The organism is Pseudomonas sp. P4_C3, assembly GCF_056402075.1.
The window spans coordinates 19,095-44,453 of sequence record NZ_JBFUIC010000011.1 but is presented as its reverse complement, the minus strand read 5'-3'; the positions used below and the strand labels follow the sequence as shown (position 1 = coordinate 44,453).

Here is a 25,359-nt window from a genome sequence, read left to right as displayed (position 1 = left end):
TATTGCACCGAAAACCAGAAAAAACTGATATGGGATCGCTGGCAGAAAGGCGATACAGGGAGTGGGCTTCTATCCCTTTAAAACCAGAGACATGTCCGGGTATTTAGCGCACATGAAATCGACGAATGCGCGAACCTTCGGAGCAGCAAGGCGCCTGGAGGTGTGCAAGACCCAGAGCTCGGGTTCTACACCCGATACCGTGCCCCACTGGACCAACTCGCCACGGGCAAGCTGGTTCCATGCGATGGACTGTGGGATGAGGGCGGCACCACCTCCGGCGATAGCCGCGTCGCGAACCATCAGTAACGAAGAGAACCGCAGCTTTGGGATCGGCTCCAGGACCAAATGCCCTCCATCGAGACTCCAGTGGGTGGGCTGGAAACTCGAAGTTACTATGCTGGGCACTGGTCTGATTGCGCCGGGCATTGGCTTAAGCACTTCTGGCGCAGCCACTACCACCAGCCGGTCCTTGGCGAAGCAGCGGCCGACCAAACTGCTGTCGGGACTCGGGTTGATCCGAATGGCGACGTCGAATTGTTCCTCCACGAGGTCGACCAGGCGATCCTCCGCCACGACTTCAATCACAACCTCTGGGTAGGCCGCACAGAATTCGGCGCCAATGCGGCCCATCGCAAGCTGGGAGAACAGGACAGGGGAGGCGACACGCAAGCGTCCGCGGGGTGTCGATACGCCCTCACGGGCCGCCGTCATGGCTTCGGCCACCTCGCCCAATGGACCTTCTGTTCGAGCCATCAGCATTTCGCCAGCTTCGGTGAGCTTCAGGCCGCGAGCGCTGCGCTCGATCAGCCTCACGCCCAGTTGTTCCTCAAGGTCGGAGATTCGGCGCGATAAGGTTGCTTTGGATATGCCGCTCGCACGGCTCGCCTTCCCGAGCCCCTCATTCGTTGCGACGAGCGTGAAATCGATCAGAGCGTTAAGGTTCATGGTGTTCCATTTTTGAAACGAAGTGTCTGCATTTTGGTGTCTCTGCTTTATCTGTGCAACAGCATATCTTCTCGTCATCGGAACTCGATACGAGGAACTGCAATGAGCACCATGCAACGCGCGGTACTGATCCGGGCATACGGCGGCGCTGACGCCGCGCAAGTGGCCGAGATCGAAAAACCAGAACCTGGACAAAACCAGGTTCTGGTTCGAGTTCGTGCCGCCGGCGTGAACGGCATCGATTGGAAGGTCCGCGAAGGCCATGTGCGAAATGCCTTCCCGCTTCCATTGCCAATAGTACTGGGCGCCGAAATGGCGGGTGTTGTCGAGGCTGTCGGGCCCGGTGCCTCTCGCTTTCGTGTTGGCGATCGCGTCATGGGCGCGGTGGGAGGGCTGGGCGCGTACGCCGAATTCGTGAGCGTCAGTGAAGCGAGCCTCTCCCTTACGCCTGAAAACCTTGATGACGTCCATGCTGCCGCTGTACCCGTCGCAGCCGTGGCGGCCTGGAAGAGCCTCCATCATGCGGGTCCGATTCATCCAGGCCAGCGAATCCTTATTCACGGCGCTGCAGGAGGACTGGGCGCCTATGCCGTGCAGTACGCCAAGCGGGCCGCCGCCGAGGTCTTCGCCACTGCGGGCACGGCTGACCTGGATTATGTGCGCAGCCTCGGCGCGGATCATGTCATCGACTATCAATCCCAACGTTTCGAGGATGTCGTCCAGGACATTGACCTGGTGCTCGACTACGTCGGGGGTGAGGTACTGGATCGCTCGTGGCAGGTGTTGGCGGAAAACGGCGTCATTGTCGGCACGTCATCACCCGACATTCTGGCGCGCACGCCGGCGAATCGCCGAGGCCTCTGGTTCATGAACAAGCCCGACCCCGAGTTGCTGGAGACGCTGGCCCAGGAAATCGCCAGCGGCACGCTGCAGTCCAGGATCGGCAAGGTCGTTGGTTTCGCCGACATCCCTGATGCCATCGAACGCAATCGCAGCGTTTCACGGACTGGCAAGGTCGTTGCGGACTTCTCTCGCTAATCCACCCTAAGTATCCACTGTAGGAAATTCAAAAATGAGCATTCTCGTTATTGGTGCCACGGGCACCATTGGTTCACTCATCACTCAGGGCCTTGCCAGCGCGGGCGCCGAGGTCAAAGCTCTAGTGCGCCAATCGGGTAAGTGCGACTTCCCGGCTGGCGTCACTGAAGTTGTTGCAGACCTCACCGATGTACCGTCGCTGCGCGTCGCGCTGTCGTCGGTGCGGACGCTGTTCCTGCTCAACGCCGTTACGCCCGATGAGGTGACGCAAGCCCTCATCACGCTGAACCTTGCTCGCGAGGCTGGCATCGAGCGCCTCGTTTACCTGTCTGTGATTCATGCCGACAAGTTCACCAATGTGCCGCACTTCACCGGCAAGCATACGGTTGAACGGATGATCGAAAGCTTCAACATCCCCGCAACTATCCTGCGTCCGGCTTACTTCATGCAAAACGACCGTATGGTCCAACAGTCGATTCAGAATTACTCGGTGTACCCGATGCCAATCGGCTCGGCGGGCGTCTCGATGATAGATGCGCGCGACATCGCCGATGTTGCCGTTGCAGAGTTGCTGCGACGCGACAAAGCGTCTTCTGCTCTGGATCGTGTAACCCTGGAGTTGGTTGGACCGCAAGCGCTTACCGGTGCTTCCGTGGCGAAGATCTGGAGTTCCGCCCTGGGTCGCGACATTGCCTACGGCGGTGACGATGTGGCGGCCTTCGAAGGACAGCTGGCTTCATACGGTTCCACCTGGTTGGCTTATGACATGCGCCTGATGATGACGGGTATCCAGACGTTCGGCATGCAAGCAACTGAAGGAACCGTAGAACAGCTTCAGACCATCATCGGGCACCCGCTGCGCACCTATGAAGACTTCGTCCGCGAGGCCATTGCAGAGGTTTAAACAGCCAGGGCGGTGAGGGCGGGTTTATTTCTTGGCTGGTGCGCCGCCCCCATGAAAATCTGTCCTCGTTCGCCATACCACTACTCCCTCAATGGACGAACGGCGCCAGACATTGCCGGCAGGAACATAGGGTCGACCTGCGCTTTACATGTCTTGCTGGGTCGTAATCCTTCATCAGCCAGACTTCAAGGCACGCTATGACGCTCTTCGGGAGCGAGGCAAGAGCGCGAAAGTCGCGCTCTTGCCTGCATGCGAGTCTTACTGATTAGGCTGAATGCCATGTTGCGGGACGGCACCGAATGGCGGTGACGAGTGGTATGGTGAAGGCAGTTGCTCCCACAGGGTTCGCGGCTATCCGCAGAATCCGCGAGCAACCAACACAACTGTAGGAGCGAGCCTGCTCGCGATGGCGGCCTGATAGGCAATAAAAGAATTGAATTGCTCCCACAGTTTTTCCTGTGCAGGGCTCAGCGAAAAAACTCCCCCGGTGTTTCGCCGAACTGCTGGCGGAACGCAGCGATAAACGCCGACGTCGAGTCGTAGCCACAGGCCAGCGCGACGTCGGTCACTCGCTCGCCCTGTTCCAGTGGCGTCAGGGCGCCGAGCAGGCGCAAGCGCTGGCGCCAGGCGCGAAACGTCAGGCCAGTGTCGCGCAGGAACAGGCGACTGAGGGTTTTCTCTGTGACGCCGAATTTGTCGCTCCAGTGGCTGAGGGTGGTCTGTTGCTCCGGGTGCGACTCCAGGCTTTGGGCGATTTGCCGCAATCGGCTGTCCTGGGGCAGGGGCAGCATCAAATTGATCTGCGGCGCCTCAGCCAATTGATCCAGAATCACCTGGGCCAACCGGCCGTGCGGACCGTTCTGATCGTATTCCACCGGAATCTGACTAAAGGCGCGGATCAACTCACGCAACAAATCACTGACCCCCAGCACATGACAGCCCGGCGGCGCCCACGTCGAGACGCTGCAATCGATGTACAGGCTGCGCATTTCCGTGCGCGGCGAGCTGAACACCCGGTGCGGCATGCCCGCCGGAATCCACACCGCACGCTCCGGCGGGGCGACGAAGCGCCCGACGCCGGTCTGTATTTCGAGCACGCCCTGAATCGCATAGGAAAGCTGCACCCACGGATGGCTGTGGCGCCGGGTCAGGGCGCGATTGGGCAGCGATTCGGTGCGACCGTAGAGCGGTCGTGGCAGGCTGGACAGTCCGGGAATACTGCGTCGAACACTCTTGTCATGTTCTTTAGGCGGCATCAGCTGGCTCATCGGCGTTAGTCGGTAATTATCAGGCACGTTAGAGTCGCTTTCACGTACTGGCAACCCCCGGATGATCAACCCCATGACTCGCCCCCGTCTGTTACCCGACAACTTCACCCTGACCCTGATCGGCGTGGTGACGCTCGCCAGCCTGCTGCCCGCCAGCGGTCAGGTCGCGGTCGGTTTTGGCTGGCTGACCAACATCGCCATCGCGCTGCTGTTTTTCCTGCATGGCGCCAAACTGTCCCGCGAGTCGATCATTGCCGGTGCCGGACACTGGCGCCTGCATTTGCTGGTGTTCAGCCTGACCTTCGTGCTGTTCCCGCTGCTCGGCCTGGCGCTCAAGCCGCTGCTGTCGCCGCTGATCGGCAATGACCTGTACATGGGCATGCTCTACCTGTGCGCGTTGCCTGCCACGGTGCAGTCGGCGATTGCCTTTACTTCGCTGGCACGGGGCAACATCCCGGCGGCAATTTGCAGCGCGGCGGCGTCCAGCCTGTTCGGGATTTTCCTCACGCCGTTGCTGGTGACCCTGCTGCTCAATGTGCACGGCGAAGGCGCCTCGACCCTCGACGCCATCCTCAAGATCAGCGTGCAGTTACTGCTGCCGTTCATTGCCGGGCAAATCGCGCGGCGCTGGATCGGCAATTGGGTAGCGCGCAACAAGAGCTGGTTGAAGTTCGTCGATCAGGGTTCGATTTTGCTGGTGGTCTACGGCGCGTTCAGCGAGGCGGTGATCGAGGGGCTCTGGCAGCAGATTCCGTTGCTGGATCTGGTCGGGCTGGTGGTGGTCTGTTGCATCGTTTTGGCGCTGGTGTTGCTGGCGTCGACGGTGCTCGGCAAAGCCTTCGGCTTCAACCAGGAAGACCGCATCACCATTCTCTTCTGTGGCTCGAAGAAAAGCCTGGCGACCGGCGTGCCGATGGCGCAGGTGTTGTTTGCCGGTAGCACCATTGGCTTGCTGATCTTGCCGCTGATGCTGTTCCACCAGATTCAATTGATGGTCTGTGCAGTGCTGGCGCAGCGTTATGCCAATCGGCCGGAATCGATTCCGGAACTGATGGCCCAGGTTGATCCCTGATTTGCCAGCCGTGGCGGCTCGCGTGAGCCGCCACGGTTTTACCGGTCAGCGCTTGTCAGCGACCAATGGCGGGGTACGCGGCGGGATCATGCGTTTTTTCCCGGTCGACTCGAATGCCGACGCCAGGTGCAGCAGCGACGAGTCGTCATAGGCGCGCCCGGCAAACGTCAGGCCGACCGGCATGCCGATGTCCGGCATCACGCCCATCGGCACGGTCACCGTCGGCACGCCAAGGTGACGGATGGCGAGGTTGCCGTTGGCGACCCATACGCCGTTGCTCCAGGCGATATCTGCCGATTGCGGATCGACATCGGCATTCGCCGGGCCCACGTCGGCAACCGTCGGGAACAGCACTGCGTCGAGACCCAGGCGATCCATCCAGTCTTCCAGATCGATCTTGCGGGTTTTCTCCAGCCCGCGCAGGCCGTCCGGCATCGTGCTGATCTGGTCCCACGGCGTGATGCCACGCTCGGCCATGCGCACGTATTCGTCCATGCCGGCAACCAGGTCGCCTTCGCGGTTGGGCAGGGTGCCCGGGTCGTGAGGGAAGATCTGCGGGCCGTCGACATCGACGAGGCGATTCAGTTTGGGATCGCCGTTCGCTTGCAGGAAATCATCGAACGCCCAGGCGGTCAGGTCCCACAGTTCGTGGTGCAGGAATTCCTTGGAAACGATGCCGCGATTGAACACGGTCGGCGCGCCAGGACGATCACCTTCGCAATTGGAGACCAGCGGGAAATCCACTTCGAGCACTTCGGCGCCCGCGGCTTCGAGGGCCTTGCGTGCCTGTTCCCAGAGCCCGATCACCGAAGGACGGGTGTTGATGCGTTGGCCGGTCGGCCCACCGATGCCCGGCGCTTCGGATGTGCCGGCTTCAGGGTCGGCGTTGATGTACATGCGTGGAATGCCGAACTTCTTGCCTTTGAGCGCCTCGCTGTTGGCGGCCAGCGCCGCGTAGGATTTGGGGCGCACCAGGGACGAGCTCGGGATCGGCACCCAGGGTTGCAGGCGCCACAGGTCGCCACGGGTGTCCGGGTCATCGGCCACGACCACGTCGAGCACTTCGAGCAGGTCGGCCATGGTCCGGGCAAACGGCACGACCACGTCCATGGTCGGGGTCAACGGCCAGTTGCCGCGTACCGAGATCACCCCGCGCGAAGGCGTGTAGGCGCACAAGCCATTGTTCGAGGCCGGGCCGCGACCGCTCGACCAGGTTTCTTCCGCCAGGCCGAAGGCCGCGAAACTCGCGGCAGTGGCCGTACCCGCGCCGTTCGACGAACCAGAGGCGAAAGGAGCGGTGAGGTAATCAGCGTTGTACGGGCTTTCGGCGCGGCCGTAGACGCCGCGCTGCATCCCGCCGTTGGCCATCGGCGGCATGTTGGTCTTGCCCAGGCAGATCGCCCCGGCGGCGCGCAGGCGCTCGATGGTGAACGCATCGCGATAGGCGACCAGGTCCTTGAAGGCCGGGCTGCCGGAAGCGGCGGTGAGGCCCTTGACCAGATAGCTGTCCTTGGCGGTGTAAGGGATACCGTCCAGCGCTCCCAGCGTCTGGCCCTTGGCGCGACGGGCGTCGGACGCCTGCGCTTCGGCGAGCGCCTCGGGGTTGCGCACCACGACCGCATTCAGCGCCGTTGGCGTTTCGGGGCCGTCATAGGCGTCGATCCGCGCGAGATAAGCCTGGACCAGTTCAACCGAGGTGGTCTGGCCGGATTCGAGCGCGGCGCGCAGCTCGGCAATGGAAACTTCGGTAACTTCGATCATGCTGCCACCGCCGCTTGCAGGTGGAGGGTCCCAAACACTTCACTTTTCTCGAAATGGACTTTCATATCGTTATTCTCGTTGCACTGTGTGGCACGACAGGGTTGGGTGTTAAAAATACTGAGCACTATTTAGCATTAAACCGGGATTTTAGGAATCCGTTGTCCAATTTATCTTACAGGCGACAGAAAAAAGGCCACCACAACCCGACGTTGTGGTGGCCCGAGGGTGACTCATTATAGTGGCCCGCGCGCGCAGGCCAATGGATCAGTGAGCGCCGGCGGCCTTGTTCAGGTCGCTTTCGGCCCATTCGGTGTACACACAGGCATCGGCGGTGGCCCAGCGCACTCGCACCGGGTCACCGGCCTTGAGCGGCATGCCGGCGGCGGACAGCGCCTTGACCGTCATCGAGGTGCCGCCAGCGGTGACCACGCTGCAGGTCTGGCTTTCGCCGAGAAACAGCACTTCCACGACCTTGGCCGAGACTTCGTTCCAGCCGGCGGCCAGCGGTTCGGCAAGGGCTTGTTCATTGCTCAGGGCCAGGGCTTTTTCCGGACGCACCATCAGCAGCACGTCCTGATCGGTGTGCAGGCCGGCCGTGAGTCGGATCGACAGCGCCTGGCCTTCGAAGGTCGCCACCGCATTACCCTGGGCCTTGAGCTTGAGGAAGTTCGAGTTGCCGAGGAACGAGGCGACAAAGGCGTTCGGCGGATTCTGGTACAGGTCATAGCCGCTGCCCAGGCCGACGATTTTGCCGTGGCTGAAAATCGCGATGCGCTGGGACAAACGCATGGCTTCTTCCTGATCGTGGGTCACGTAGACGATGGTGATGCCCAGGCGCCGATGCAGTTGGCGCAGTTCATCCTGCAAGTCTTCACGCAGTTTCTTGTCCAGTGCACCGAGGGGTTCGTCCATCAACAGGATGCGTGGCTCATAAACCAGCGCCCGTGCAATGGCGACTCGTTGCTGCTGGCCACCGGAGAGTTGCGAAGGGCGGCGATGGGCAAATTGCTCAAGCTGCACCAGCTTGAGCATCGCATCGACCCGGCGTTCGCGTTCGGCGGCGGCCAGTTTGCGAATGGCCAACGGGAAGGCGATGTTGTCGCGTACCGACAGGTGCGGGAACAGTGAGTAGCGCTGGAACACCATGCCGATGTCGCGTTTGTGCGGCGGCACGTTGACCAGCGACTGGCCGTTGACCAGGATCTCGCCGCTGCTCGGGGTTTCGAAGCCGGCGAGCATCGACAGCGTAGTGCTTTTGCCCGAGCCGCTGGAGCCAAGGAAGGTGAGGAATTCACCGTCCTTGATGTCCAGCGAGATGTTGTCCACGGCGGCGAAGTCGCCGTAGTGCTTGTTCAGGTTACGCAGGCTGACCAGGGGCTTGTCATTTTGCTGCGCGGAATCTTTGATCACTGCACTCATGTCGTACTCCTGGGCGCTCAGGCGCTGATTTCGTTGCGCCGGCGCAGAGCGGCGGCGATCACCATGACCAATACCGAGAGGCCGATCAGCAGCGTCGAAGCGACGGCGATCACGGGCGTCAGGTCCTGGCGCAGGGTGGTCCACATTTTCACGGGAAGGGTTTGCAGGGTCGGGCTGGCCATCATCACGCTCAGCACCACTTCATCCCACGAGACGAGGAAGGCGAAGAGGGCGCCGGCCACCATGCCCGGACGGATCGCCGGGAAGGTCACCTTGAACACCGCTTGCAGGCGCGAGGCGCCGCAGATCACCGCTGCATCCTCGATCGACTGGTCGAACAGCTTCAGCGAGTTGATGATCGAGATGATGGTGAACGGCAACGCGACGATGACGTGGCTGACCACAAACGCGAACATGGTCCCGGTGTAGCCGAGTTTCAGGAACAGCGCGTACACCGCCACGGCGATAATCACCAGCGGCACGATCATCGGCAGGGTGAACAGGCCATAGAGCATTTCCCGGCCGGGGAAGCGGCCACGCACCAGGGCGAAAGCGGTCGGCAGGCCCAGCGCGACGGCGAAGAACGTGGTCAGCACCGCGACTTTCAGGCTGGCCATGGCGGCGTTCATCCAGTCGGCGTTGGAGAAGAACTGGCCGTACCATTTCAGCGTCCAGCCCGGCGGCGGGAACACCAGCCATTGCGACGATCCGAACGACAGCAGCACGATGAACACGATCGGCAACAGCAGGAACAGACCGATCAGCCCGGTGGTGGCATACAGGCCGAAGCGCATGCGCCGGCTCATGGCATTGGGGGTCAGGAGCATGACGGCTTACCTCGCGTTGCTGGCGCCAACCGGGGATTCCGGCTGAAGCTTCAGGTAGAAGTAGAACAGCACCAGCGTGATCACGATCAGCAACGCGGCGCCGGCGCTGGCCAGGCCCCAGTTGAGGAACGACTGCACCTGCTGAATGATGAACTCGGGCAGCATCATGTTCTGTGCACCGCCCAGCAGCGCCGGGGTCACGTAGTAACCGAGGGACATCACGAACACCATCAAACCACCGGAGAACAGCCCCGGCCGGCACAGCGGCAGGAACACCCGGAAGAAGTTGGTCCAGGGGCTGGCGCCGCAGATCGAACCGGCCTGCAGGATCATCGGGTCGATGGCCTGCATGGTCGCCTGCAACGGCAGCACGATGAACGGGATCATGATGTAACTCATGCCGATCACCACGCCGGTGAGGTTGTGCACCATCTCCAGCGGTTGATCGATGATGCCCATGGCCATCAACGCCTTGTTGATCACCCCGGAGGCTTGCAGCAACACCAGCCAGGAGTAGGTGCGGGCGAGCAGGCTGGTCCACATCGACAGCAGCACGATGTTGAGGATCCAGCGGCCCCAGCCGCGCGGCACCAGGGTGATTGCCCAGGCCAGCGGGAAGCCCAGCAACAGGCTGAACAGCGTCACCAGTCCCGCCACCGAGAAGGTGTTCAACAACACCCGTGCGTAGGCGGAGTTGGCGAACAGTTGCTCGTAGTTGCCCAGACCCGGCACCGGTTCCAGCACGCCGCGCAGCAGCAGGCCAATCAGCGGCGCGAGAAAGAACAGGCCGAGAAACAGCAGGGCGGGGATCAGGTTGCTCGATCCGCGCCAGCGCTGGGCCAGGCTTGGCGATTGCGTCATTGCAGCCGCCTTGCCGGCAGCGCCAGGGGCGCTCCCGACTGACGTGGAGGGACGGGATGCGGTTGCCGTCATTTTCATTTGACCAGCCATTCGTTCCACCGTGTCGCGATGGCCGGACCGTTCTTGGCCCAGTACGCGAAATCAAGAGTGATCTGATCCTTTACGTAGGCGGTCGGCAGATTCGGGGCCAGCACCGAGTCCAGGCGCTGCACGCTGTCGACGTTGACCGGGGCGTAGGCGGTCAGGTTGGAGAAGTCGGCCTGGCCCTTGGCACTGCTGGCGTTGGCCAGGAACTTCATCGCCGCGTCCTTGTTTTTCGAACCCTTGGGAATGACCAGGATGTCGGCCATGACCAGGTTCTGTTTCCAGCTTACGCCGACTGGGGCGCCGTCTTCTTGCAGGGCATGAATCCGGCCGTTCCAGAACTGGCCCATGCTTGCCTCACCGGAGGCCAGCAGCTGCTGCGACTGCGCGCCGCCGCCCCACCAGACGATGTCTTTCTTGATGGTGTCGAGTTTTTTGAAGGCGCGGTCCAGGTCCAGCGGGTAGAGCTTGTCCGCCGCTACACCGTCGGCCAGCAGCGCCAGTTCCAGCACGCCAGGGCTTGGCCATTTGTACAGGGCGCGTTTGCCGGGGTAGGTCTTGGTGTCGAACAGCGCGGACCAGTCTTGAGGCTTGTTGGCGCCGAGCTTGCCTTCGTTGTAGCCGAGGACGAAGGAGAAGAAGAACGAGCCGACGCCGTAATCGCTGACGAAGCGCGGGTCGATCTTGTCGCGTTCAATCACTTTGAAATCGAGGGGCTCGAGCAAGCCTTCAGCGGCGGCGCGCAGGGCGAAGTCGGCTTCGACGTCGACCACGTCCCACTGCACGTTGCCGCTCTCGACCATGGCCTTGAGCTTGCCGTAGTCGGTCGGGCCATCCTGCACCACGGTGATGCCGCTGGCCTTGCTGAACGGGTCGGCCCAGGCCTGCTTCTGTGCATCCTGGGTGCTGCCGCCCCAGCTCACGAAGTTGACGCTTTCAGCCGCCAGCAATGCCTGGCTGGTCACGCTCAGCAGTCCCGCAAAAAGAACTGCGGTCGCACGTTTGTTCAACACCATTTTCACGCCCTCATTGTTGTGTTTATGAGCGGGGCTTTGGAGTGCCCGCCTATCGGGAGCAGTAAGTCCGTCGAGTCAGTGCTGACTGTTCGGTCTATGGAATATCATATTATGGTATTCCAAGCTTTGTGCAAGCACTTTGCCGTACCGGCTATCAGCCGAAAGTGGATTTTCAGTGGTTCCGAAGGTTGCCCGGTTACGCAATCCCCTGTGGGAGCGAGCTTGCTCGCGATGAGGGCGTGTCAGTCGATACCAGTGTTGACTGTCATACCGCTATCGCGAGCAAGCTCGCTCCCACAGGGAAATGTGCTACGCCAAGAGTCACCCGGTGAATGGAATACTCTCCACCACCTCCAGGTCATACCCGGTCAAGCCTGCATATTTCAGAGGCGGACCCAGATGACGCAGCTTGCCGACACCCAGGTTTTGCAGGATCTGCGCTCCAGTGCCCACCTCCGAATAAATCCGCGACTGCGAGCGGTTGAACTGCCGGGGCGGCTGGGTCAGTTGCGGCACGCGTTCGAGCAGCGCCTGCGAGGATTCGTGATTGGCCAGCACCACCACCACGCCGTGGCCTTCGGCGGCGACGCGCTGCAAGGCGGCCCACAACGTCCAGTTGGTCGGCCCGCTGTATTCGGCGCCGACCAGATCGCGCAACGGATCGATCACATGCACGCGCACCAGCGTCGGCTCATCGCGACGCAGATCGCCCATGACCATGGCCATGTGGACACCGCCTTCGATGTGATCCTCAAAGGTGATCAGACGAAAGGTGCCGTGCACGGTCGGCAGGTCACGTTCACCGATGCGCACGATGGTGTGTTCGGTGCTCAGGCGATAGTGGATCAGGTCGGCGATGGTGCCGATCTTGATCCCGTGCTTGCGCGCGAACACTTCCAGGTCGGGGCGGCGGGCCATGGTGCCGTCGTCGTTCATCACTTCGACGATCACCGAGGCGGGCGTATGGCCGGCCAGGCGGGCCAGGTCGCAGCCGGCTTCGGTATGGCCGGCACGAGTCAGCACGCCGCCTTCCCGGGCGCGCAACGGGAAGATATGGCCGGGTTGCACGATGTCGGCAGGGCCGGCATGGGCGGCGACAGCAGCGGCCACGGTGCAGGCCCGATCCGCAGCGGAGATACCGGTGGTCACGCCGACGGCGGCCTCGATGGACACGGTGAAGGCGGTGCTGAACACGCTGCCGTTGCTCGGCACCATCTGCTCCAGGCCCAGGCGTTTGCAGTGCTCGTCGGTCAGGGTCAGGCAGATCAGGCCGCGGGCTTCCCGGGCCATGAAGCTGATCGCCTCGGGTGTGCAGCAATCGGCGGCCAGCAACAGGTCGCCTTCGTTTTCCCGGTCTTCATCGTCCACCAGCAGAACCATTTTGCCGAGGCGGTAATCTTCGATGATTTCTTCGATGCTGTTGAAGGCCATGCTGGAGTCTCAGTGTTTGTTGGATTGGTAATGTGGTATACCATAATACAAAATAAACCGAGAGGTCACTATGAAGGCGTACTGGATTGCTCACGTGGATGTCACCGACCCCGATCAATACAGCCAATACACTCAGCGGGCGCCGCAGGCGTTTGCCCTGTATGGCGGACGGATTCTGGCTCGCGGTGGGCGTAGCGAGGCGATGGAAGGCCGGCCTACGCCGCAACGCAGCGTGGTGATCGAGTTCGATTCCTATGAGCAGGCGGTGGCTTGTTATCACTCGGCGTTGTATCAGGAGGCTAGGGGGTATCGTGAAGGGGTGGCTTCGGCTGAGGTGATTATTGTCGAGGGCGTGGCGCCGCTCTGAATGGCGACTGAGTACATATCCGTTGCTGCGGTAACGGCGGCTGGCGGTTTCGCCCTTACGGCGAGTCCCTTTTTTTACAAGCGCCTAAAAAAAGTAACCAAAAAAACGCTCGCCCCGAACGTACGGCCCCTCGCTAAGGCTCGGCGTTCCTTCGCTCCGGCATTCATCCGGGGGCATTGCCCTCCGGTCGGCTTCGCTTCGACCTACATGCAATGAGTTCGACTGCGTCGAACGGCGCTGCGCGCCAATCCCCGGATAAACACCTCCGCTCAGCCTGCCGAGGGGGCGGGTGGATCAAGATCAAAAGCTGCAGGCGAGCTAACGCTCGGCCTGATGAGTGGTGAGAAGCGACGCGGTGGTGTGGGCTGCTGTGCTTTTGCTGTTTTGTGGGAGCGAGCTTGCTCGCGATGGCGGCCTGACAGCCGACCAATTTCTTTCGAATGTACCCAGCCCAACTGTAGGAGCGAGCTTGCTCGCGATGACGGCCTTTCAGCCGACCAGGTACTCACAGACGAACGACCCCAGCAAACAGGCCGGCCGGTAGGCCGCCTCGGACGCTTTTGCGGTGTACGCCCCCTCGTGAGGCCGAGTGGAGGTTCTGCGCAGTGGGCAACCCGGTATGGATGGCGGCGGGCCCACGGAGCAGGACCGGAGCGAGGGGATGCCGAGCCACGGCGAGGCACCGAATGTCAGGGGCAAGAGCCCTTGGTTACTTGGGGCCGGGCGGCGTTCCGCTTTTCCAAGTGACCCGCCGTAAGGGCGGAACCCTAAGTGGCCGTTACGGCAGCAACGGATAGGTACACCCTCAAAAATCCATGCCGCCTGACACAAAGCCATCGTCGGAACGCCGCCCGGACCAAGCTCGCTCCCACAGGGATCTTCAGTGGCCACAAGTCCCGAGTAAACCCGAGAACCGGAACCGAAACCGAAAAGATCTACACCGACAATCGCAACTCCGCACACAACCCGCCACCCTCTCGATTGCTCAGGGTCAACGACCCGCCAATTGCGTTCGCCAGTTGCTGGGCGATTGCCAGTCCCAGCCCGGTGCCACCAGTGCTGCGGTTGCGGGAGTTTTCCACGCGGTAGAACGGTTCCATCACTTGCTTGAGTTCTTCTTCAGCGATGCCCGGGCCGCGGTCGAGGATCTTGATCGACAGGTTGCCATCGGCCTGTTTTTCCACTTGCAACTCGGCAGCACCGGCAAATTTCAATGCGTTGTCCGTCAGGTTGACCAGCACCCGGCGCAAGGCGTGGGGGCGGGTGTCGATGACGGTGGCGCTTTTGCCTGTGAGCCGAACGTCCTTGCCCACGTCCTGGTAGTCGAACACCAGGCTGTCGAGGAACGAGTCGAGGTCGGTGCGGCGGCTTTCTTCGGTGGCGCCGTGGATGCTGCGGGCGTAGGCCACGCCTTCGCGAACCAGGTGTTCCATCTCGCCAAGGTCGTTCCACAGTTTGTCTTTTTCGCTGGAGTCGTCCATGAACTCGGCGCGCAGTTTCATGCGGGTGATCGGGGTTTGCAGGTCGTGGGAAATCGCCGCGAGCAACTGCATGCGTTCCTTCAGGTACGCCGCGATGCGTGCCTGCATCGAGTTGAAGGCCTTGGCGGCGTGGGCGACTTCGGTCGGGCCTTTTTCGTCCAGGAGTACCGGGTGCGCGTTGGGGTCCAGGGTTTCGACGGCACCGGCGAGGCGGGTGAGGGGGCGGATGGCGATTCTGACCGCCAGCCAGGAGCAGGCCAGCATCAGCGCCAGTTGCCCGAGCAACACGAAGGGCAGCCAGGGCGACAACGGGACCATTGCCGGACGGACGTCGATGGTCAGCGGGCTGCCATCTGCCAGGTTCAAGTGCACTTGAAAATGTTTTTTCGGCCCGGGGATGTCGGTAAAGGTCATCGGGTAATCGTGACCGATGGCGTCTTTGATCGAGGCAATGGCAATGGGCGTATCGGGCATGTCGGTGCGTATGGGCGTGCCCGGCGAACCCTCATTGAGCAGGTAGCTGTAATTGCGCCGCTCCAGTTGTTGCAGCCAGCCGGATCGCTCGTTGGCGGGCAAGCGGTCGAGGATGGCTATGGACGTGGAAACGTCGGTTTCCAGGTTGCCGAGCATGGTGTTTTTCGAGGATTCGTAGCGCTCGTAATACTGCGCGCCGAAGGACAGCGCCTGGGCGAGGATCAGGCCGATCAGGAAAATCAGCGACAGCCGCGAGGCCAGGGTCCGCGGCCAATGCAGCGCCTGCGTCATGATCGATCGCCCAGGATTTCCACCGGCAGGGAGAACACATAGCCTTCGCTGCGCACGGTCTTGATATAGGCCGGTTCGCGGGCGTCGTCGAGCAGGCGCTGGCGCAGGCGACTGACCAGCAAGTCGATGGAACGGTCGAACAGGTCGGCATCGCGACCCTGGGTCAGGTTCAGCAGCTGATCACGGTTGAGCACTCGTTGCGGATGATCGAGAAACACCCGCAGCAATCGATACTCGGCACCGCTCAGGGCCACCATGGTACCGTTTTCGTCGAGCAGGTGACGGGCCGAGGTGTCCAGGCGCCAGCGCCCGAAGGCCAGCAGACGGCTGGCTTCGGTCACCACCAGGTTCGGCGGCAGCATGCGGGTGCGCCGTAGCACCGCGTTGATCCGCGCCAACAGTTCACGGGCCGCGAAGGGCTTGACCAGGTAGTCGTCGGCGCCCATTTCCAGGCCGAGAATGCGATCGGTTTCATCGTTGCGGGCGGTGAGCATCAGCACTGGCGTGGTCTTGTGTTTGCCGGCGCGCAGTTCGCGGCACAACAGCAAGCCATCGTCCCCCGGCATCATGATGTCCAGCACGATCAGGTCCACCGGGGTGGTTTCCAGAAAAGCGCGCATCTGCCGTCCATCCGCCACGACCGTGGTGCGCAAGCCGTTCTTCTTCAGGTAGTTGCCTACCAGCTCGCGGATTTCGCGGTCATCGTCAACGATGAGGATGTGATCAACGTGATCCATTGGGCCAAACCTCTGATAAATGGGGAATGCCACACAGTCTATCGAGCCTGGGCGGGCTCGCCTGCCGCCCTTTGTATTGCAGTGTATCTGGCTTGCCTGAGGATACACACGAAGGCAAAAAAGCCGATTTTCAGCGGTTTTGTATTGCTCTGTATCTGCGCCCGGTTCTGATACGTACCGATTGATTCACGCCGATTCCCGACACAGACGAGATACCTCGCAAGCTTTTAATAGGTTCCATCGAGGCAAACCAGACCGCTTCGGATCAACCTTTTGAAACCTTGAGGAACTCGCCATGAACACCAAAGCCATCTACGCCGCGTGCCTGTTTGCCGCACTGAACATCTGCACCCTGTCGGCCCGTGCCGAAGCCGATGTCGCTCCAAAAACCTACACCTACGGCACCCAACTTGACATCAGGAAAGTGGTGTCGCTGACCGAGGACGCTACACCTTCCTGCGGCGTGGTGAATGCGCAGCTGACGTACCTCGATTCCCAGTCCAAAACCCAGGTGCTGGATTACCGCAAGTTGGCTGACAACTGCAACTCGGAAAACTGAGTGTTGCGATCAACGACCGCTTAATCCATTTGCAACAGGAAGGACATCATGAACAACGTTTCCCGCTACCTGACCGCCATCGCCTTTTCCGTCGCCGGTGCGGCAGCCCATGCCAACGCCGCTGTCGAGCAAAGTGCCTGCGCCAGCAACACCTGCTTCCAGCTCACGCCGGTGGCAGAGAAGGGCACCCATGGGTTCCTTGCGCAAGACGGTTCCAGCCGCACGCCGCAGGGGCAGTTGCTGAATGAACAGACCGCTTGAGAACACCCCCAATCCATTGTAGGAGCGAGCCTGCTCGCGATGGCGTCGGGTCAGGCGATACATCGTTGACCGAACAATCGCTATCGCGAGCAGGCTCGCTCCTACAGTGGTGATGTGTTGCCCTCTAATTTGCATCAGGTGATCCCATGTTACTCATCGCTTTCCTGGGCGGCATATTGACCGTCCTCAGCCCGTGCATCCTGCCGGTCGTGCCATTGCTGTTTGCCGGGGCCGACCGCACACGCTCCTCGATCCTGCTCACCCTCGGCGGCATGGTCCTGACCTTTGCCCTGGTCTCCAGCCTGGCCGTGGTCAGCAGTGAGTGGGTGATTCAGGCCAGCAACACCGGCCGCCACGTAGCGCTGGTGGTGATGGTGCTGTTCGCCCTGTCGCTGATTTCCGCTCGGGTCGGTGACTGGCTGGCGCGGCCCTTCGTGCTGCTGGGTAATCGCATCGACCCGAACTCGCGCAAGGTGTCCGGGCCGCTGGCTTCGATCATGATCGGTGTCGCCACCGGGTTGCTCTGGGCACCGTGCGCCGGGCCGATCCTCGGGGTGATTCTGACCAGCGCCATGCTGCAGGGCGCGAACGCCGGCACCAGTCTGTTGTTGGTGGCCTATGGCGCGGGCAGTGCGCTGTCCCTGGGCACCTTGATCTTTACCGGTCGCGGCCTGGTCAATCGCTTGAAACCGTCGATTCCGGTTACGGGCTGGTTGCGCCGTGGCGCCGGGGTTGCGGTGCTGGTCGGGGCGGCGGTGATTGCAACGGGGGCCAACGACCTGTTGCTGGCCAATACTTCTTCGCAAGGTGTCAGCAGTGTCGAGAAGGGCGTGCTGGAGACCGTGCCGAAAGTCGTCGATTACCTGGTCAGCAAGGTCAAGGCCGACAGCACCATGGGCAACGCCCAGGGCGCCATGCCGTCGCTGTCCGGCGCAGTGGACTGGCTCAACTCGCCCGCACTGACCAACGAAGCGCTGAAAGGCAAAGTGGTGCTGGTGGACTTCTGGACCTTCGACTGCATCAACTGCAAGCACACCCTGCCGTACGTGAAGGACTGGGCGAAGAAATATGAAAAGGACGGACTGGTGGTGATCGGCGTGCACACGCCCGAATACGGCTTTGAACGCATCATCGACAACGTCAGGGCCAAGGTGAAGGAGTACGGCATCACCTACCCGGTGGCGATCGACAACAACTACGCGATCTGGCGCAACTTCGACAACCAGTACTGGCCGGCGCACTACCTGATCGATGCCAAGGGGCAGGTGCGTTACACCCACTTCGGTGAAGGCAGCTACGACACGCAGGAACAAATGATTCAGCAGTTGCTGCAGGAGGCCAGGGCCAGCGCGCCTGCGGCGTAATCCGCTTGATCAATGGCTCACAGGTCCCGAGCCATGAGCCATTGATCTTTTTCCCACGCTTCAAAACGCTCCAGCACCACCCAGCCGCGCTTGGCGTAATAAGCACTCTGGTCCTGGGTGTGCAGGTAGATCCTCTTCTCGCCGCTGGCTTTGGCTTGCGCGCAAATCCCTTCGATCAATCGCTCTGCCAGGCCCTTGCCGCGTGCCTCGGGGGTGATGAACACGCAAGCGAGCCACGGCCCCAGATCCGGGCGATGGTCCAGGTCGGCCCTGGCCAGTGCTGCGCCGCCCACCAGCTCGTCGTGGTCGAGGGCGATCAGACATTTCCAGTCGCCGTTGTCTTGGCCTTCGGCGAACTCTCGTTGCCAGTCAGGCAGGGGCTGTCCGGCGTATTCGTAGTGGAACTGCTGGTGGATCCACGAAGCGAATGTGTTGCTGTGCTGCATATGTCGAGCAAGCCAGTCCAGGCGGGGTGCCATGTTGTGAGTCCTTTCAGAGGTCAGTCGCTGGGTAGCGAGAGTAGCGGGCCTGGGCGGTGCTGTCGCCTTCGCTGGCTCAGCGACCGCTCAAGTGATTCGAGGCCGCCTGACCGCGCCGCCACGCCGCCGGCGGCGCACCGTACTCGCGACGAAAGGCGCGGCTGAAGGCGGTATCGGTCTGGTAGCCGACTTCTTCGGCGATCCGCGTCAAGGAGCTGTTGCTGCTGCGCAACAGATTGGCGGCCAGCAACATGCGCCATTGCGTCAGGTATTGCATCGGCGACACCCCCACCAGTTGCTGGAAACGTTCGGCCAATACCGATCTTGAGGTGCTGGCGGTGCGCGCCAGTTCGTCCAGCGTCCAGGCGTGGCAGGGTTTTTTATGCAAGGCGTTGAGGGCAGCGCCGACGATGCGGTCGCGAACACCGGCCAGCCAGCCGGTGCGGCCTTCGCCCTGTTCATTCATGTACAGGCGCAGCACTTCGATGAACAGCACTTCGGCGAGTTTGGCCAATACCCCTTCGCCGCCGGGGCGGGGCGAGCGGGCTTCGGCGAGGGCATAGCGCACCGAGGATTCCAGCCAGATACCGGCATCCGAACCGCGCACATTGACCCGCACCACGGCCGGCAAGCCCTTGAGCAACATGCCTGCCAGGCGCGTGTCGCAGGCCAAGTACCCGCACACCAGGCGGGTGACCGCGCCACCCCCGCCATAACTCAGCTGCCGGGGCCGCCGCGCCAACACCGCATCCAGTCGCGCACCCGTGGCCGGGGGTAATCCGGGACGTGAGCACATGCGATGGGCATCGCCCTGGGGGAAGATCACCACGTCGCCCGCACTCAGCAGCAGCGGCGGGTCATCGCCCAGTTCGACGTAGCACTCGCCCTCGGTGATCAGGTGAAAGATCACCACCCGTTCCGCATCGGGCTCCAGAAACGGCGCCGCCGTATCGGCGCTGGGCGACTGGTAGCACCAGGGCGCAGTGAAGCGGGCGTTGATGAAGATCGCGCCGACCAGATGCACGACGCGCAGGGTCTGTGACAGAGCGTCCATTGGGGTTTCCCCGTGGGAGGGTTCCTGATTGTGAACGCGCCGGCGCGCAACGTGGAATCTCCGGACGATCGGGCAGGGTTGGGCGACGATCGGGCAGGACGCCAGCGCCCGTCAGGACGATAGTTTGACCACAGGGTGAGTGCCGCCCTGCCATCCAGAACAATAAAGAGAGGTTGCCATGCCTAAGTTCGTCATCGAACGTGAGATCCAGGGCGCCGGAGCTCTGTCGGAAAGGGATTTGAAAGCCGCTTCGCAAAAGTCCTGCCGGGCCTTGCGTGAGTTGCCAGAGGTGCAGTGGCTGCAGAGTTATGTCACTGGTGACAAGCTCTATTGCGTGTACATCTCGCCGAGCGAGGCGCAGATCCAGGAGCACGCCAGGCTGAGCGGTTTTCCTGCCAACCGCATTTCCCAGGTCATGAACATCATCGATCCGACAACGGCGGAGTAACCGCGGCCGGACCCGATTTGTGTTTCAACCCAGAGACCGCCTCCATGAGTACACCCATTGACCTGACTGCCTTGAAAAACCGCCAGATGGCCTCCTGGGCCAGCGGTGACTACGCCGTGATCGGCACCACCCTGCAAATTGTCGGCGAGCAACTGGCCGAAGCCTGCGACCTGTTGTGCGATGAGCGCGTGCTCGATGTTGCTGCCGGCAACGGCAACGCGACACTCGCGGCTGCACGCCGTGGTTGCCAGGTGACGTCCACCGACTATGTCGCGGCCTTGCTCGAACGCGGCGAAGAACGGGCCCGGGCAGAACGCCTGAACGTCTCCTTCCAGGTCGCCGATGCCGAAGCCTTGCCCTTTGCCGACGGCAGTTTTGATGCCGTGCTGTCGACCTTCGGCGTGATGTTCACGCCGGACCAGCCCAAAGCCGCCACGGAACTGGCGCGGGTTTGCCGCCCGGGCGGCCGGATCGGCCTGGCCAACTGGACGCCGGAAGGTTTCGTCGGCCAGATGTTCAAGACCCTGGGCCAGCACCTGCCACCCCCGCCGGGAGCGAATCCGCCCTCGCGCTGGGGTACTGAAGCCTGGCTGCACGAGCATTTTGACGAGCGCGAATTTCTGCTCCAGGTGACGCGTCGCACCTTCAATTTCCGCTATCGCTCGGCGGCGCATTTCATCGACACCTTCCGCGAGTGGTACGGGCCGGTGCACAAGGCCTTCGCCGCGCTGCCCGCGGATGGGGCCAAAGCCCTGGAGTCGGACCTGACCGAGTTGATCAACCGGATGAACCGGGCGGGCGACAAGTCGCTGGTGGTGCCGAGTGAATACCTGGAGGTGGTGATTACGCGGCGGTAGCTGACAACCCGGCAAAAAACTGTGGGAGCGAGCTTGCTCGCGATAGCGGTCTTCCAGTCACAGTGCTGTGTCTGATACACCGCCATCGCGAGCAAGCTCGCTCCCACAGGGGTTGTGTGGTGGTCAATGGCATCTAAATCACTACGGCACCACGCGCCTCCAGCAACTCGCGCAACACCGACCGGTGACAATGCGCTTCATCCTCGCAATAACACCCCACGGCCAGGGACGTCTGATGAGACAACGCGGCCAGCAGGTCGAGCATCTGACTGGCAGCGGGCTGGCTCATCTCGGCCTTGAATTTGCGTCTGAACACCTCCCAGGCCTTGGCATCTTGCGCAGCCTTGGCCTCGGCCACCAGCTCCGCGCTGGGCGACAGCAGCGGCTGCCAGACATCATAAAAATCCCGACAGGCGAATTCGGCTTTCGGTACGCCACGGGGAGGGCGGCGTACCGTACCCAGGCGCAAACCTTCGTCGGGTCGACGGGGTGATCCGAGTTGAACAATATGGACCGCCATGGCTACTTGAGCCGCGATTGGTCAAACCACTCGAGCGCCGTGCGCCATAAGCAGATGCCCAGGAAGTACGCCGACATCAGCAGCCACAGCCCCATCACCAACGGGTTGATCACCGGGTGGTTGAGCACCAGCGACAAACTGCACAGCAACCAGATGGCCGTCACCGCAATGTTGATCGGCATGAACCGGCGCACGCGGAACGGATGCAGGAATTTCATCCGGGTCACGGTCAGCAGCGCCAGGCCAATCACCGTAACAAAGGTGATCCACGGCGACGGAGCGATGATGTACAGGCACAGGGCAACCACGTTCCAGGCGGCGGGGAAGCCCTGGAAGTAGTTGTCCTTGCTCTTCATGTTGACGTTGCAGAAGCAGAACAGCGACGACACCAGAATCAGCGAAACGCTCAGCAGCAAGGTGTAGTCCGGCAACGGGATGTAGCGATAGATGAACAGTGCCGGGATAAACACATACGTCAGGTAATCGATCACCAGGTCGAGGATCGAGCCATCGAAGCTCGGCAACACTGACTGCACATTGACCTTGCGCGCCAGTGCACCGTCCAGCCCGTCGACGATCAGGGCGACGCCCAGCCACAGCAGGCAATGGGTCGGCTGGTTATCCAGCAGGGACAGGGTGGCGAGGAAAGCGGTGACCACGCCAGTGGCGGTAAAACCATGGGCGCCCCATGCTTTGAGTCTGGCGATTCGTAGGGTTGAAATCACGGGGGCGTTCTCCAGTGAATGAAGCAAGCCAGTTGTCACCCCGCGTATGGGGGCGGTGGCAAACCGGGTCGGGTTGCAGGTATCGACCGGGTATCCGGGAATAAGGTTCACCACCTATGAATCTTAGCTGCGCCGCAAAAAAACACTCCGGACCCATCTGCGGTAGCACGGGCGCGTCAGCCCAACGGTGCTGGCACATTCGCCTGCGGGGACTATCGTTGCCTGACTGGATAAACCCCTTCCAAAGAGGACAAGCGTCATGAACACCAGCGATCTGCTCGAACAATTATTGCGCGCCGGCCAGGGCTCGATGGCGCAGCAGGGTGGCAGTGGCGCGGCGGCCCAAGGCGGGCTCGGCGACCTGGGTGGATTGCTCGGCGGGTTGTTGGGCGGTGGCGGCGGTGCTGGCGGCGGTGGCGCAGGGTTGGGCGGTTTGCTCGGTGGTTTGCTCGGCGGCGGTTCGCCGATGGGTGGCGCGCCACAAAGCCGCTCCGGTGGTGGCACAAATTATGCGGCGCTGGCGTCCCTCGGCATGATGGCGTTCCAGGCGTACCAGGCCTGGCAGCGCAGTCAGGCGTCGGCCCCGCAAGAAGCTCCGCGCACGGTGGACTTGCTCGCCGGCCCGGAAGCCGAGGAGCACAGCCATGCGATCCTGCGGGCATTGATTGCGGCGGCCAAGGCCGATGGCCGGATCGACGACGTCGAGAAGCAGATGATCAGCACCGAGATCGGCCGTCACACTGACGATCCTCAATTGCAGCAATGGCTGGACGATGAAGTCGCCAAGCCACTGGACCCCAATGACGTGGCGCAGTCGGCGACCGATCCTGGAATGGCCTCGGAGATGTATCTGGCCAGCGTGATGCTGGTGGACGACCAGCAGGACGCCGAGCGCAACTATCTGGATGAACTGGCCGCGGCGTTGCAGATCGAGCCGCAGTTGCAATTGCATCTGGAGCAGCAAGCCAAGGGCGGCGCGGTCTAAGTTGCCTACGGCAGCAGAAACGTGGGGATGTAGGAGTGACCGCAAGAGTCAGGAAGGAACTCCAGGTGGCGAGGGAGCAAGCTCCCTCGCCACAAGAGTGTGTTACTTCAGGAACGCCTGGAAGTCGGTGCCCAGTTTGTCGATCGCCGCCTTGAAGTCCTTGGCGGTAATCTTCTGGCTTTCGTTTTCCAGGGCGGTGCCAAACACTTTGCGCACCACTTTGGCCACGGTCTGGTTGCTCTTCGCGTCGACGAACTCGGCTTCGATGAACAGGGTGGTGTCCTGGTCGCGGTGACCGGTGGCGGCCTGAGTCGCGCCGACAACGGCTGCGACCGGGACCACTTCATACCACTTCATGCCTTCGTTCTCGGCGGTCACCCCGGTAATTGCCGCACGCATGATCAGGGGCCTGGAACCGGCCGGTACGGACGAGGTGTTGGACACTACGCGGTATTTCTGACCCAGGGTGGCCTTGGCCTTGCTGGTCATGTAGTTCTGGATGTCGGAGAGCGTTTGCTGGTTGACCCGTTCGTTGGGCTTGGGCGCCGGGTACAGCTCCAGCTTGTTGAACACCACGGTGTCATAAGCATTCGGGTTCCACGAAGGGCTGACCCAGCGCATCGCGGTGCCGCCGCTCGGCGTTTGGACTTCCTGCAGGTTGTTGTAGTTGGACAGGAAGCCAGAGTATTGCTCCTTCTCAGTCACTTTCGAGGTGCAACCGCCTAGCAACAGACTGGCCAGCGCGGCGCCGACAAGCAGTTTTCGGGACAGATTCATAGTGGTGTTTACTCCTTGGATGAAATCGTCGTTCTTTCGTTTACAAAACATCAGAATCGCCAGGTCATATTCCCGGTCAAGGCTTGAATCCAGGCATTGTCGAATTCACCGGAAATTTGATTGCCCGATACGGATTTGGCCTGGTCAACCGGCATGTCGCCGATCCAGACCATGGCCCAGCTGACGTTGACATCAGTGTCTTTGTTCAGAGCATAGGTGGCTCCTGTGGCAATGCGCCAGGATTCGCTCATCGGCACGACCACGCTACGGTTGCTGTCCGAGACGGCACTGCTGTCGTAGGCCACGCCGAAGTTCCACAACCACTGCTCGGTGGCCTGGTATTGCGCGCCAAGGGAAAGGTGCCAGGTGTCCTTGAAGCCGGCGTCGACCGTTGTCGATTGCGCACCAAGGGCCGTGGTGTCGACCTCTACGGCGATGTCGCCGAACTTGGACCAGTCCTGCCAGTTGGCCGAGGCCAACAACGCCCATTGCCGGTCCAGTTGCTGGAACAGACTCAGGGTGACGGTTTGCGGTACCTTCATATCGAGTTCGGTGTTGGTGTTGTTGACGCGCTCGAGCAGACGTCCGTCGCCCTTCACATCGAGCCGGTCCTCGAAGTCCAGGTCGACCTGGCTGGTGTAGGTCAGGCCGATGCGTGTGCCGGGTTGCGGGGCGTAGATCACCCCGACGTTGGCGCCATAACCCCAGTCGTTGTCCTTGTATTTGTACTGGCCGTCCGAGCGGTCAGTGAAGCCGAAAGGGGAACGGTCGATAGCGGTGTCTGCCTTCAACATGCCGTACATGGCCTTGATGCCCAGGCCGACCGACCACTGCTCGTTGAAGCGATAAGCCACGCTCGGTACCAGCGACAGGCCGAGCAGGCTGGAGTTCTGTGCGAAGTAACGGCCGGACCAATCGTTGTCGTAGTTGACCGCCAACCCGAAGTCACCGTACTGGCCGAAACCGACGCTCCAGTGCTCGTCCAGTTCATGGCTGATGAAGAAGCTGCCACCGGGAATCGGATCGAGGGCATTGCCACTGCCGCTGCCCGGGACGTTGGTGCCGGAGTCGCGGTCGAAGCTCAGGTCGCCATACAGAACCTGCAAGCCGGCGGTGATTTGCGTGCCCGGCAGGTAGCTCATGCCCGCGGGGTTACTGGCTATGGTCGAGGGGCCTTGGGCACGGGCGGCGGCACCGGCGTTGGCCAGGCCGGCGTTATCGGTGCCGATTTCATAGAGCATGATGCCACCGGCCCAGGCTTGCTGGCAGCACAGGGCAAGTAGCGCAGAAGCGGGCAGGGTAGCGGTTTTTGTCGGCATTGAAATCCCTCAGCAATTGTCCATTTCGAATACGG

At 61.7% G+C, this 25,359-nt stretch carries 26 protein-coding genes and 1 pseudogene; 11 read left to right on the top strand and 16 right to left on the bottom strand.

Going from position 1 to position 25,359, the window contains the following annotated elements; translation table 11 throughout:
• Positions 1 to 69: 69 nt before the first annotated feature.
• Positions 70 to 945: a LysR family transcriptional regulator gene (locus tag AC1DVH_RS04430; RefSeq protein ID WP_477752791.1), complete on the bottom strand. Its 876-nt coding sequence runs from the start codon at positions 943 to 945 to the stop codon at positions 70 to 72.
• 102 nt (positions 946 to 1,047) lie between these two features.
• Between AC1DVH_RS04430 and AC1DVH_RS04425 the strand changes: the two genes are divergently transcribed.
• The 3 genes and pseudogenes from AC1DVH_RS04425 to AC1DVH_RS04415 form a co-directional block, all read left to right on the top strand.
• Positions 1,048 to 1,983 (top strand): NADP-dependent oxidoreductase, encoded by a 936-nt coding sequence (locus AC1DVH_RS04425; RefSeq protein ID WP_477752790.1) that lies wholly within the window; start codon positions 1,048 to 1,050, stop codon positions 1,981 to 1,983.
• A 34-nt stretch (positions 1,984 to 2,017) separates the two neighbouring features.
• Positions 2,018 to 2,887: an NmrA/HSCARG family protein gene (locus AC1DVH_RS04420; protein WP_477752789.1), complete on the top strand. Its 870-nt coding sequence runs from the start codon at positions 2,018 to 2,020 to the stop codon at positions 2,885 to 2,887.
• A gap of 133 nt (positions 2,888 to 3,020) precedes the next feature.
• Positions 3,021 to 3,196 (top strand): annotated as a pseudogene (locus tag AC1DVH_RS04415) (IS110 family transposase); the annotation flags it as partial.
• Between the two features lie 158 nt (positions 3,197 to 3,354).
• Here the strand turns inward: AC1DVH_RS04415 and AC1DVH_RS04410 are convergent.
• Positions 3,355 to 4,143, bottom strand: coding sequence for an AraC family transcriptional regulator (locus AC1DVH_RS04410; protein WP_477752788.1), 789 nt, complete (start codon positions 4,141 to 4,143; stop codon positions 3,355 to 3,357).
• Positions 4,144 to 4,228: 85 nt separating this feature from the next.
• On the opposite strand from AC1DVH_RS04410, the gene AC1DVH_RS04405 reads away from it, so the two are divergent.
• The gene (locus AC1DVH_RS04405) at positions 4,229 to 5,227 is read left to right on the top strand and encodes a bile acid:sodium symporter family protein (protein WP_477752787.1); all 999 of its coding nucleotides are present in this window, start codon (positions 4,229 to 4,231) and stop codon (positions 5,225 to 5,227) included.
• 45 nt (positions 5,228 to 5,272) lie between these two features.
• On the opposite strand, the gene AC1DVH_RS04400 is transcribed toward AC1DVH_RS04405, so the two are convergent.
• The 6 genes from AC1DVH_RS04400 to ribBA form a co-directional block, all read right to left on the bottom strand.
• Positions 5,273 to 6,988 (bottom strand): amidase, encoded by a 1,716-nt coding sequence (locus tag AC1DVH_RS04400; protein ID WP_477752786.1) that lies wholly within the window; start codon positions 6,986 to 6,988, stop codon positions 5,273 to 5,275.
• Between the two features lie 264 nt (positions 6,989 to 7,252).
• A complete protein-coding gene (locus AC1DVH_RS04395; RefSeq protein ID WP_477752785.1) occupies positions 7,253 to 8,407 on the bottom strand; it encodes an ABC transporter ATP-binding protein in 1,155 nt (384 codons plus the stop codon).
• Positions 8,408 to 8,424: 17 nt separating this feature from the next.
• Entirely contained in the window at positions 8,425 to 9,234 is an 810-nt protein-coding gene (locus AC1DVH_RS04390; protein WP_007976227.1) for an ABC transporter permease, read from the bottom strand.
• Between the two features lie 6 nt (positions 9,235 to 9,240).
• On the bottom strand, positions 9,241 to 10,173 hold the full coding sequence (locus AC1DVH_RS04385; RefSeq protein WP_223463131.1) for an ABC transporter permease: 933 nt from the start codon (positions 10,171 to 10,173) through the stop codon (positions 9,241 to 9,243).
• The gene (locus AC1DVH_RS04380; protein ID WP_477752784.1) at positions 10,170 to 11,195 is read right to left on the bottom strand and encodes an ABC transporter substrate-binding protein; all 1,026 of its coding nucleotides are present in this window, start codon (positions 11,193 to 11,195) and stop codon (positions 10,170 to 10,172) included. Before AC1DVH_RS04380 ends, AC1DVH_RS04385 begins: the two co-directional genes overlap by 4 nt.
• Positions 11,196 to 11,516: 321 nt before the next feature.
• Positions 11,517 to 12,626: a bifunctional 3,4-dihydroxy-2-butanone-4-phosphate synthase/GTP cyclohydrolase II gene (gene ribBA / locus AC1DVH_RS04375; protein ID WP_477752783.1), complete on the bottom strand. Its 1,110-nt coding sequence runs from the start codon at positions 12,624 to 12,626 to the stop codon at positions 11,517 to 11,519.
• Positions 12,627 to 12,696: 70 nt separating this feature from the next.
• On the opposite strand from ribBA, the gene AC1DVH_RS04370 reads away from it, so the two are divergent.
• Positions 12,697 to 12,993, top strand: coding sequence for a DUF1330 domain-containing protein (locus tag AC1DVH_RS04370; protein ID WP_477752782.1), 297 nt, complete (start codon positions 12,697 to 12,699; stop codon positions 12,991 to 12,993).
• A 935-nt stretch (positions 12,994 to 13,928) separates the two neighbouring features.
• Here AC1DVH_RS04370 and AC1DVH_RS04365 read toward each other — a convergent pair.
• Both AC1DVH_RS04365 and AC1DVH_RS04360 read right to left on the bottom strand, forming a co-directional pair.
• Entirely contained in the window at positions 13,929 to 15,239 is a 1,311-nt protein-coding gene (locus AC1DVH_RS04365) for an ATP-binding protein (RefSeq protein ID WP_477752781.1), read from the bottom strand.
• Positions 15,236 to 15,976: a response regulator gene (locus AC1DVH_RS04360; RefSeq protein WP_477752780.1), complete on the bottom strand. Its 741-nt coding sequence runs from the start codon at positions 15,974 to 15,976 to the stop codon at positions 15,236 to 15,238. The genes AC1DVH_RS04365 and AC1DVH_RS04360 overlap by 4 nt, the downstream gene beginning before the upstream one ends.
• Positions 15,977 to 16,271: 295 nt before the next feature.
• Between AC1DVH_RS04360 and AC1DVH_RS04355 the strand changes: the two genes are divergently transcribed.
• The 3 genes from AC1DVH_RS04355 (at position 16,272) to AC1DVH_RS04345 (ending at position 18,160) form a co-directional block, all read left to right on the top strand.
• Positions 16,272 to 16,535 carry a DUF2790 domain-containing protein gene (locus AC1DVH_RS04355; RefSeq protein WP_477752779.1) on the top strand — a complete coding sequence of 88 codons (264 nt, stop codon included), beginning with the start codon at positions 16,272 to 16,274 and terminating at the stop codon, positions 16,533 to 16,535.
• Between the two features lie 48 nt (positions 16,536 to 16,583).
• Positions 16,584 to 16,796, top strand: coding sequence for a hypothetical protein (locus tag AC1DVH_RS04350; protein ID WP_477752778.1), 213 nt, complete (start codon positions 16,584 to 16,586; stop codon positions 16,794 to 16,796).
• A 146-nt stretch (positions 16,797 to 16,942) separates the two neighbouring features.
• Positions 16,943 to 18,160: a cytochrome c biogenesis protein DipZ gene (locus AC1DVH_RS04345; RefSeq protein WP_477752777.1), complete on the top strand. Its 1,218-nt coding sequence runs from the start codon at positions 16,943 to 16,945 to the stop codon at positions 18,158 to 18,160.
• 17 nt (positions 18,161 to 18,177) lie between these two features.
• Here AC1DVH_RS04345 and AC1DVH_RS04340 read toward each other — a convergent pair whose 3' ends face one another.
• Positions 18,178 to 18,639: a GNAT family N-acetyltransferase gene (locus AC1DVH_RS04340; protein WP_477752776.1), complete on the bottom strand. Its 462-nt coding sequence runs from the start codon at positions 18,637 to 18,639 to the stop codon at positions 18,178 to 18,180.
• A gap of 76 nt (positions 18,640 to 18,715) precedes the next feature.
• Complete coding sequence (locus tag AC1DVH_RS04335; RefSeq protein WP_477752775.1) at positions 18,716 to 19,693, bottom strand: AraC family transcriptional regulator; 978 nt, start codon at positions 19,691 to 19,693, stop codon at positions 18,716 to 18,718.
• A 178-nt stretch (positions 19,694 to 19,871) separates the two neighbouring features.
• Here AC1DVH_RS04335 and AC1DVH_RS04330 point away from each other — a divergent pair, with 178 nt between their 5' ends.
• Positions 19,872 to 20,141: a DUF4242 domain-containing protein gene (locus AC1DVH_RS04330; RefSeq protein WP_477752774.1), complete on the top strand. Its 270-nt coding sequence runs from the start codon at positions 19,872 to 19,874 to the stop codon at positions 20,139 to 20,141.
• 44 nt (positions 20,142 to 20,185) lie between these two features.
• Positions 20,186 to 20,998 carry a class I SAM-dependent methyltransferase gene (locus tag AC1DVH_RS04325; RefSeq protein WP_477752773.1) on the top strand — a complete coding sequence of 271 codons (813 nt, stop codon included), beginning with the start codon at positions 20,186 to 20,188 and terminating at the stop codon, positions 20,996 to 20,998.
• 133 nt (positions 20,999 to 21,131) lie between these two features.
• Here AC1DVH_RS04325 and AC1DVH_RS04320 read toward each other — a convergent pair whose 3' ends face one another.
• Together AC1DVH_RS04320 and pcsA are read right to left on the bottom strand one after the other, a co-directional pair.
• Positions 21,132 to 21,518: a DUF488 domain-containing protein gene (locus tag AC1DVH_RS04320; protein ID WP_477752772.1), complete on the bottom strand. Its 387-nt coding sequence runs from the start codon at positions 21,516 to 21,518 to the stop codon at positions 21,132 to 21,134.
• Between the two features lie 2 nt (positions 21,519 to 21,520).
• Positions 21,521 to 22,243: a phosphatidylcholine synthase gene (gene pcsA, locus AC1DVH_RS04315; protein ID WP_477752771.1), complete on the bottom strand. Its 723-nt coding sequence runs from the start codon at positions 22,241 to 22,243 to the stop codon at positions 21,521 to 21,523.
• Positions 22,244 to 22,502: 259 nt separating this feature from the next.
• Here pcsA and AC1DVH_RS04310 point away from each other — a divergent pair, with 259 nt between their 5' ends.
• Positions 22,503 to 23,228 carry a tellurite resistance TerB family protein gene (locus tag AC1DVH_RS04310; RefSeq protein ID WP_477752770.1) on the top strand — a complete coding sequence of 242 codons (726 nt, stop codon included), beginning with the start codon at positions 22,503 to 22,505 and terminating at the stop codon, positions 23,226 to 23,228.
• 102 nt (positions 23,229 to 23,330) lie between these two features.
• Here AC1DVH_RS04310 and AC1DVH_RS04305 read toward each other — a convergent pair whose 3' ends face one another.
• Both AC1DVH_RS04305 and AC1DVH_RS04300 read right to left on the bottom strand, forming a co-directional pair.
• The gene (locus AC1DVH_RS04305) at positions 23,331 to 24,005 is read right to left on the bottom strand and encodes a DUF3313 domain-containing protein (protein WP_477752769.1); all 675 of its coding nucleotides are present in this window, start codon (positions 24,003 to 24,005) and stop codon (positions 23,331 to 23,333) included.
• 50 nt (positions 24,006 to 24,055) lie between these two features.
• A complete protein-coding gene (locus AC1DVH_RS04300) occupies positions 24,056 to 25,324 on the bottom strand; it encodes an OmpP1/FadL family transporter (protein ID WP_477752768.1) in 1,269 nt (422 codons plus the stop codon).
• Positions 25,325 to 25,359: the final 35 nt, after the last annotated feature.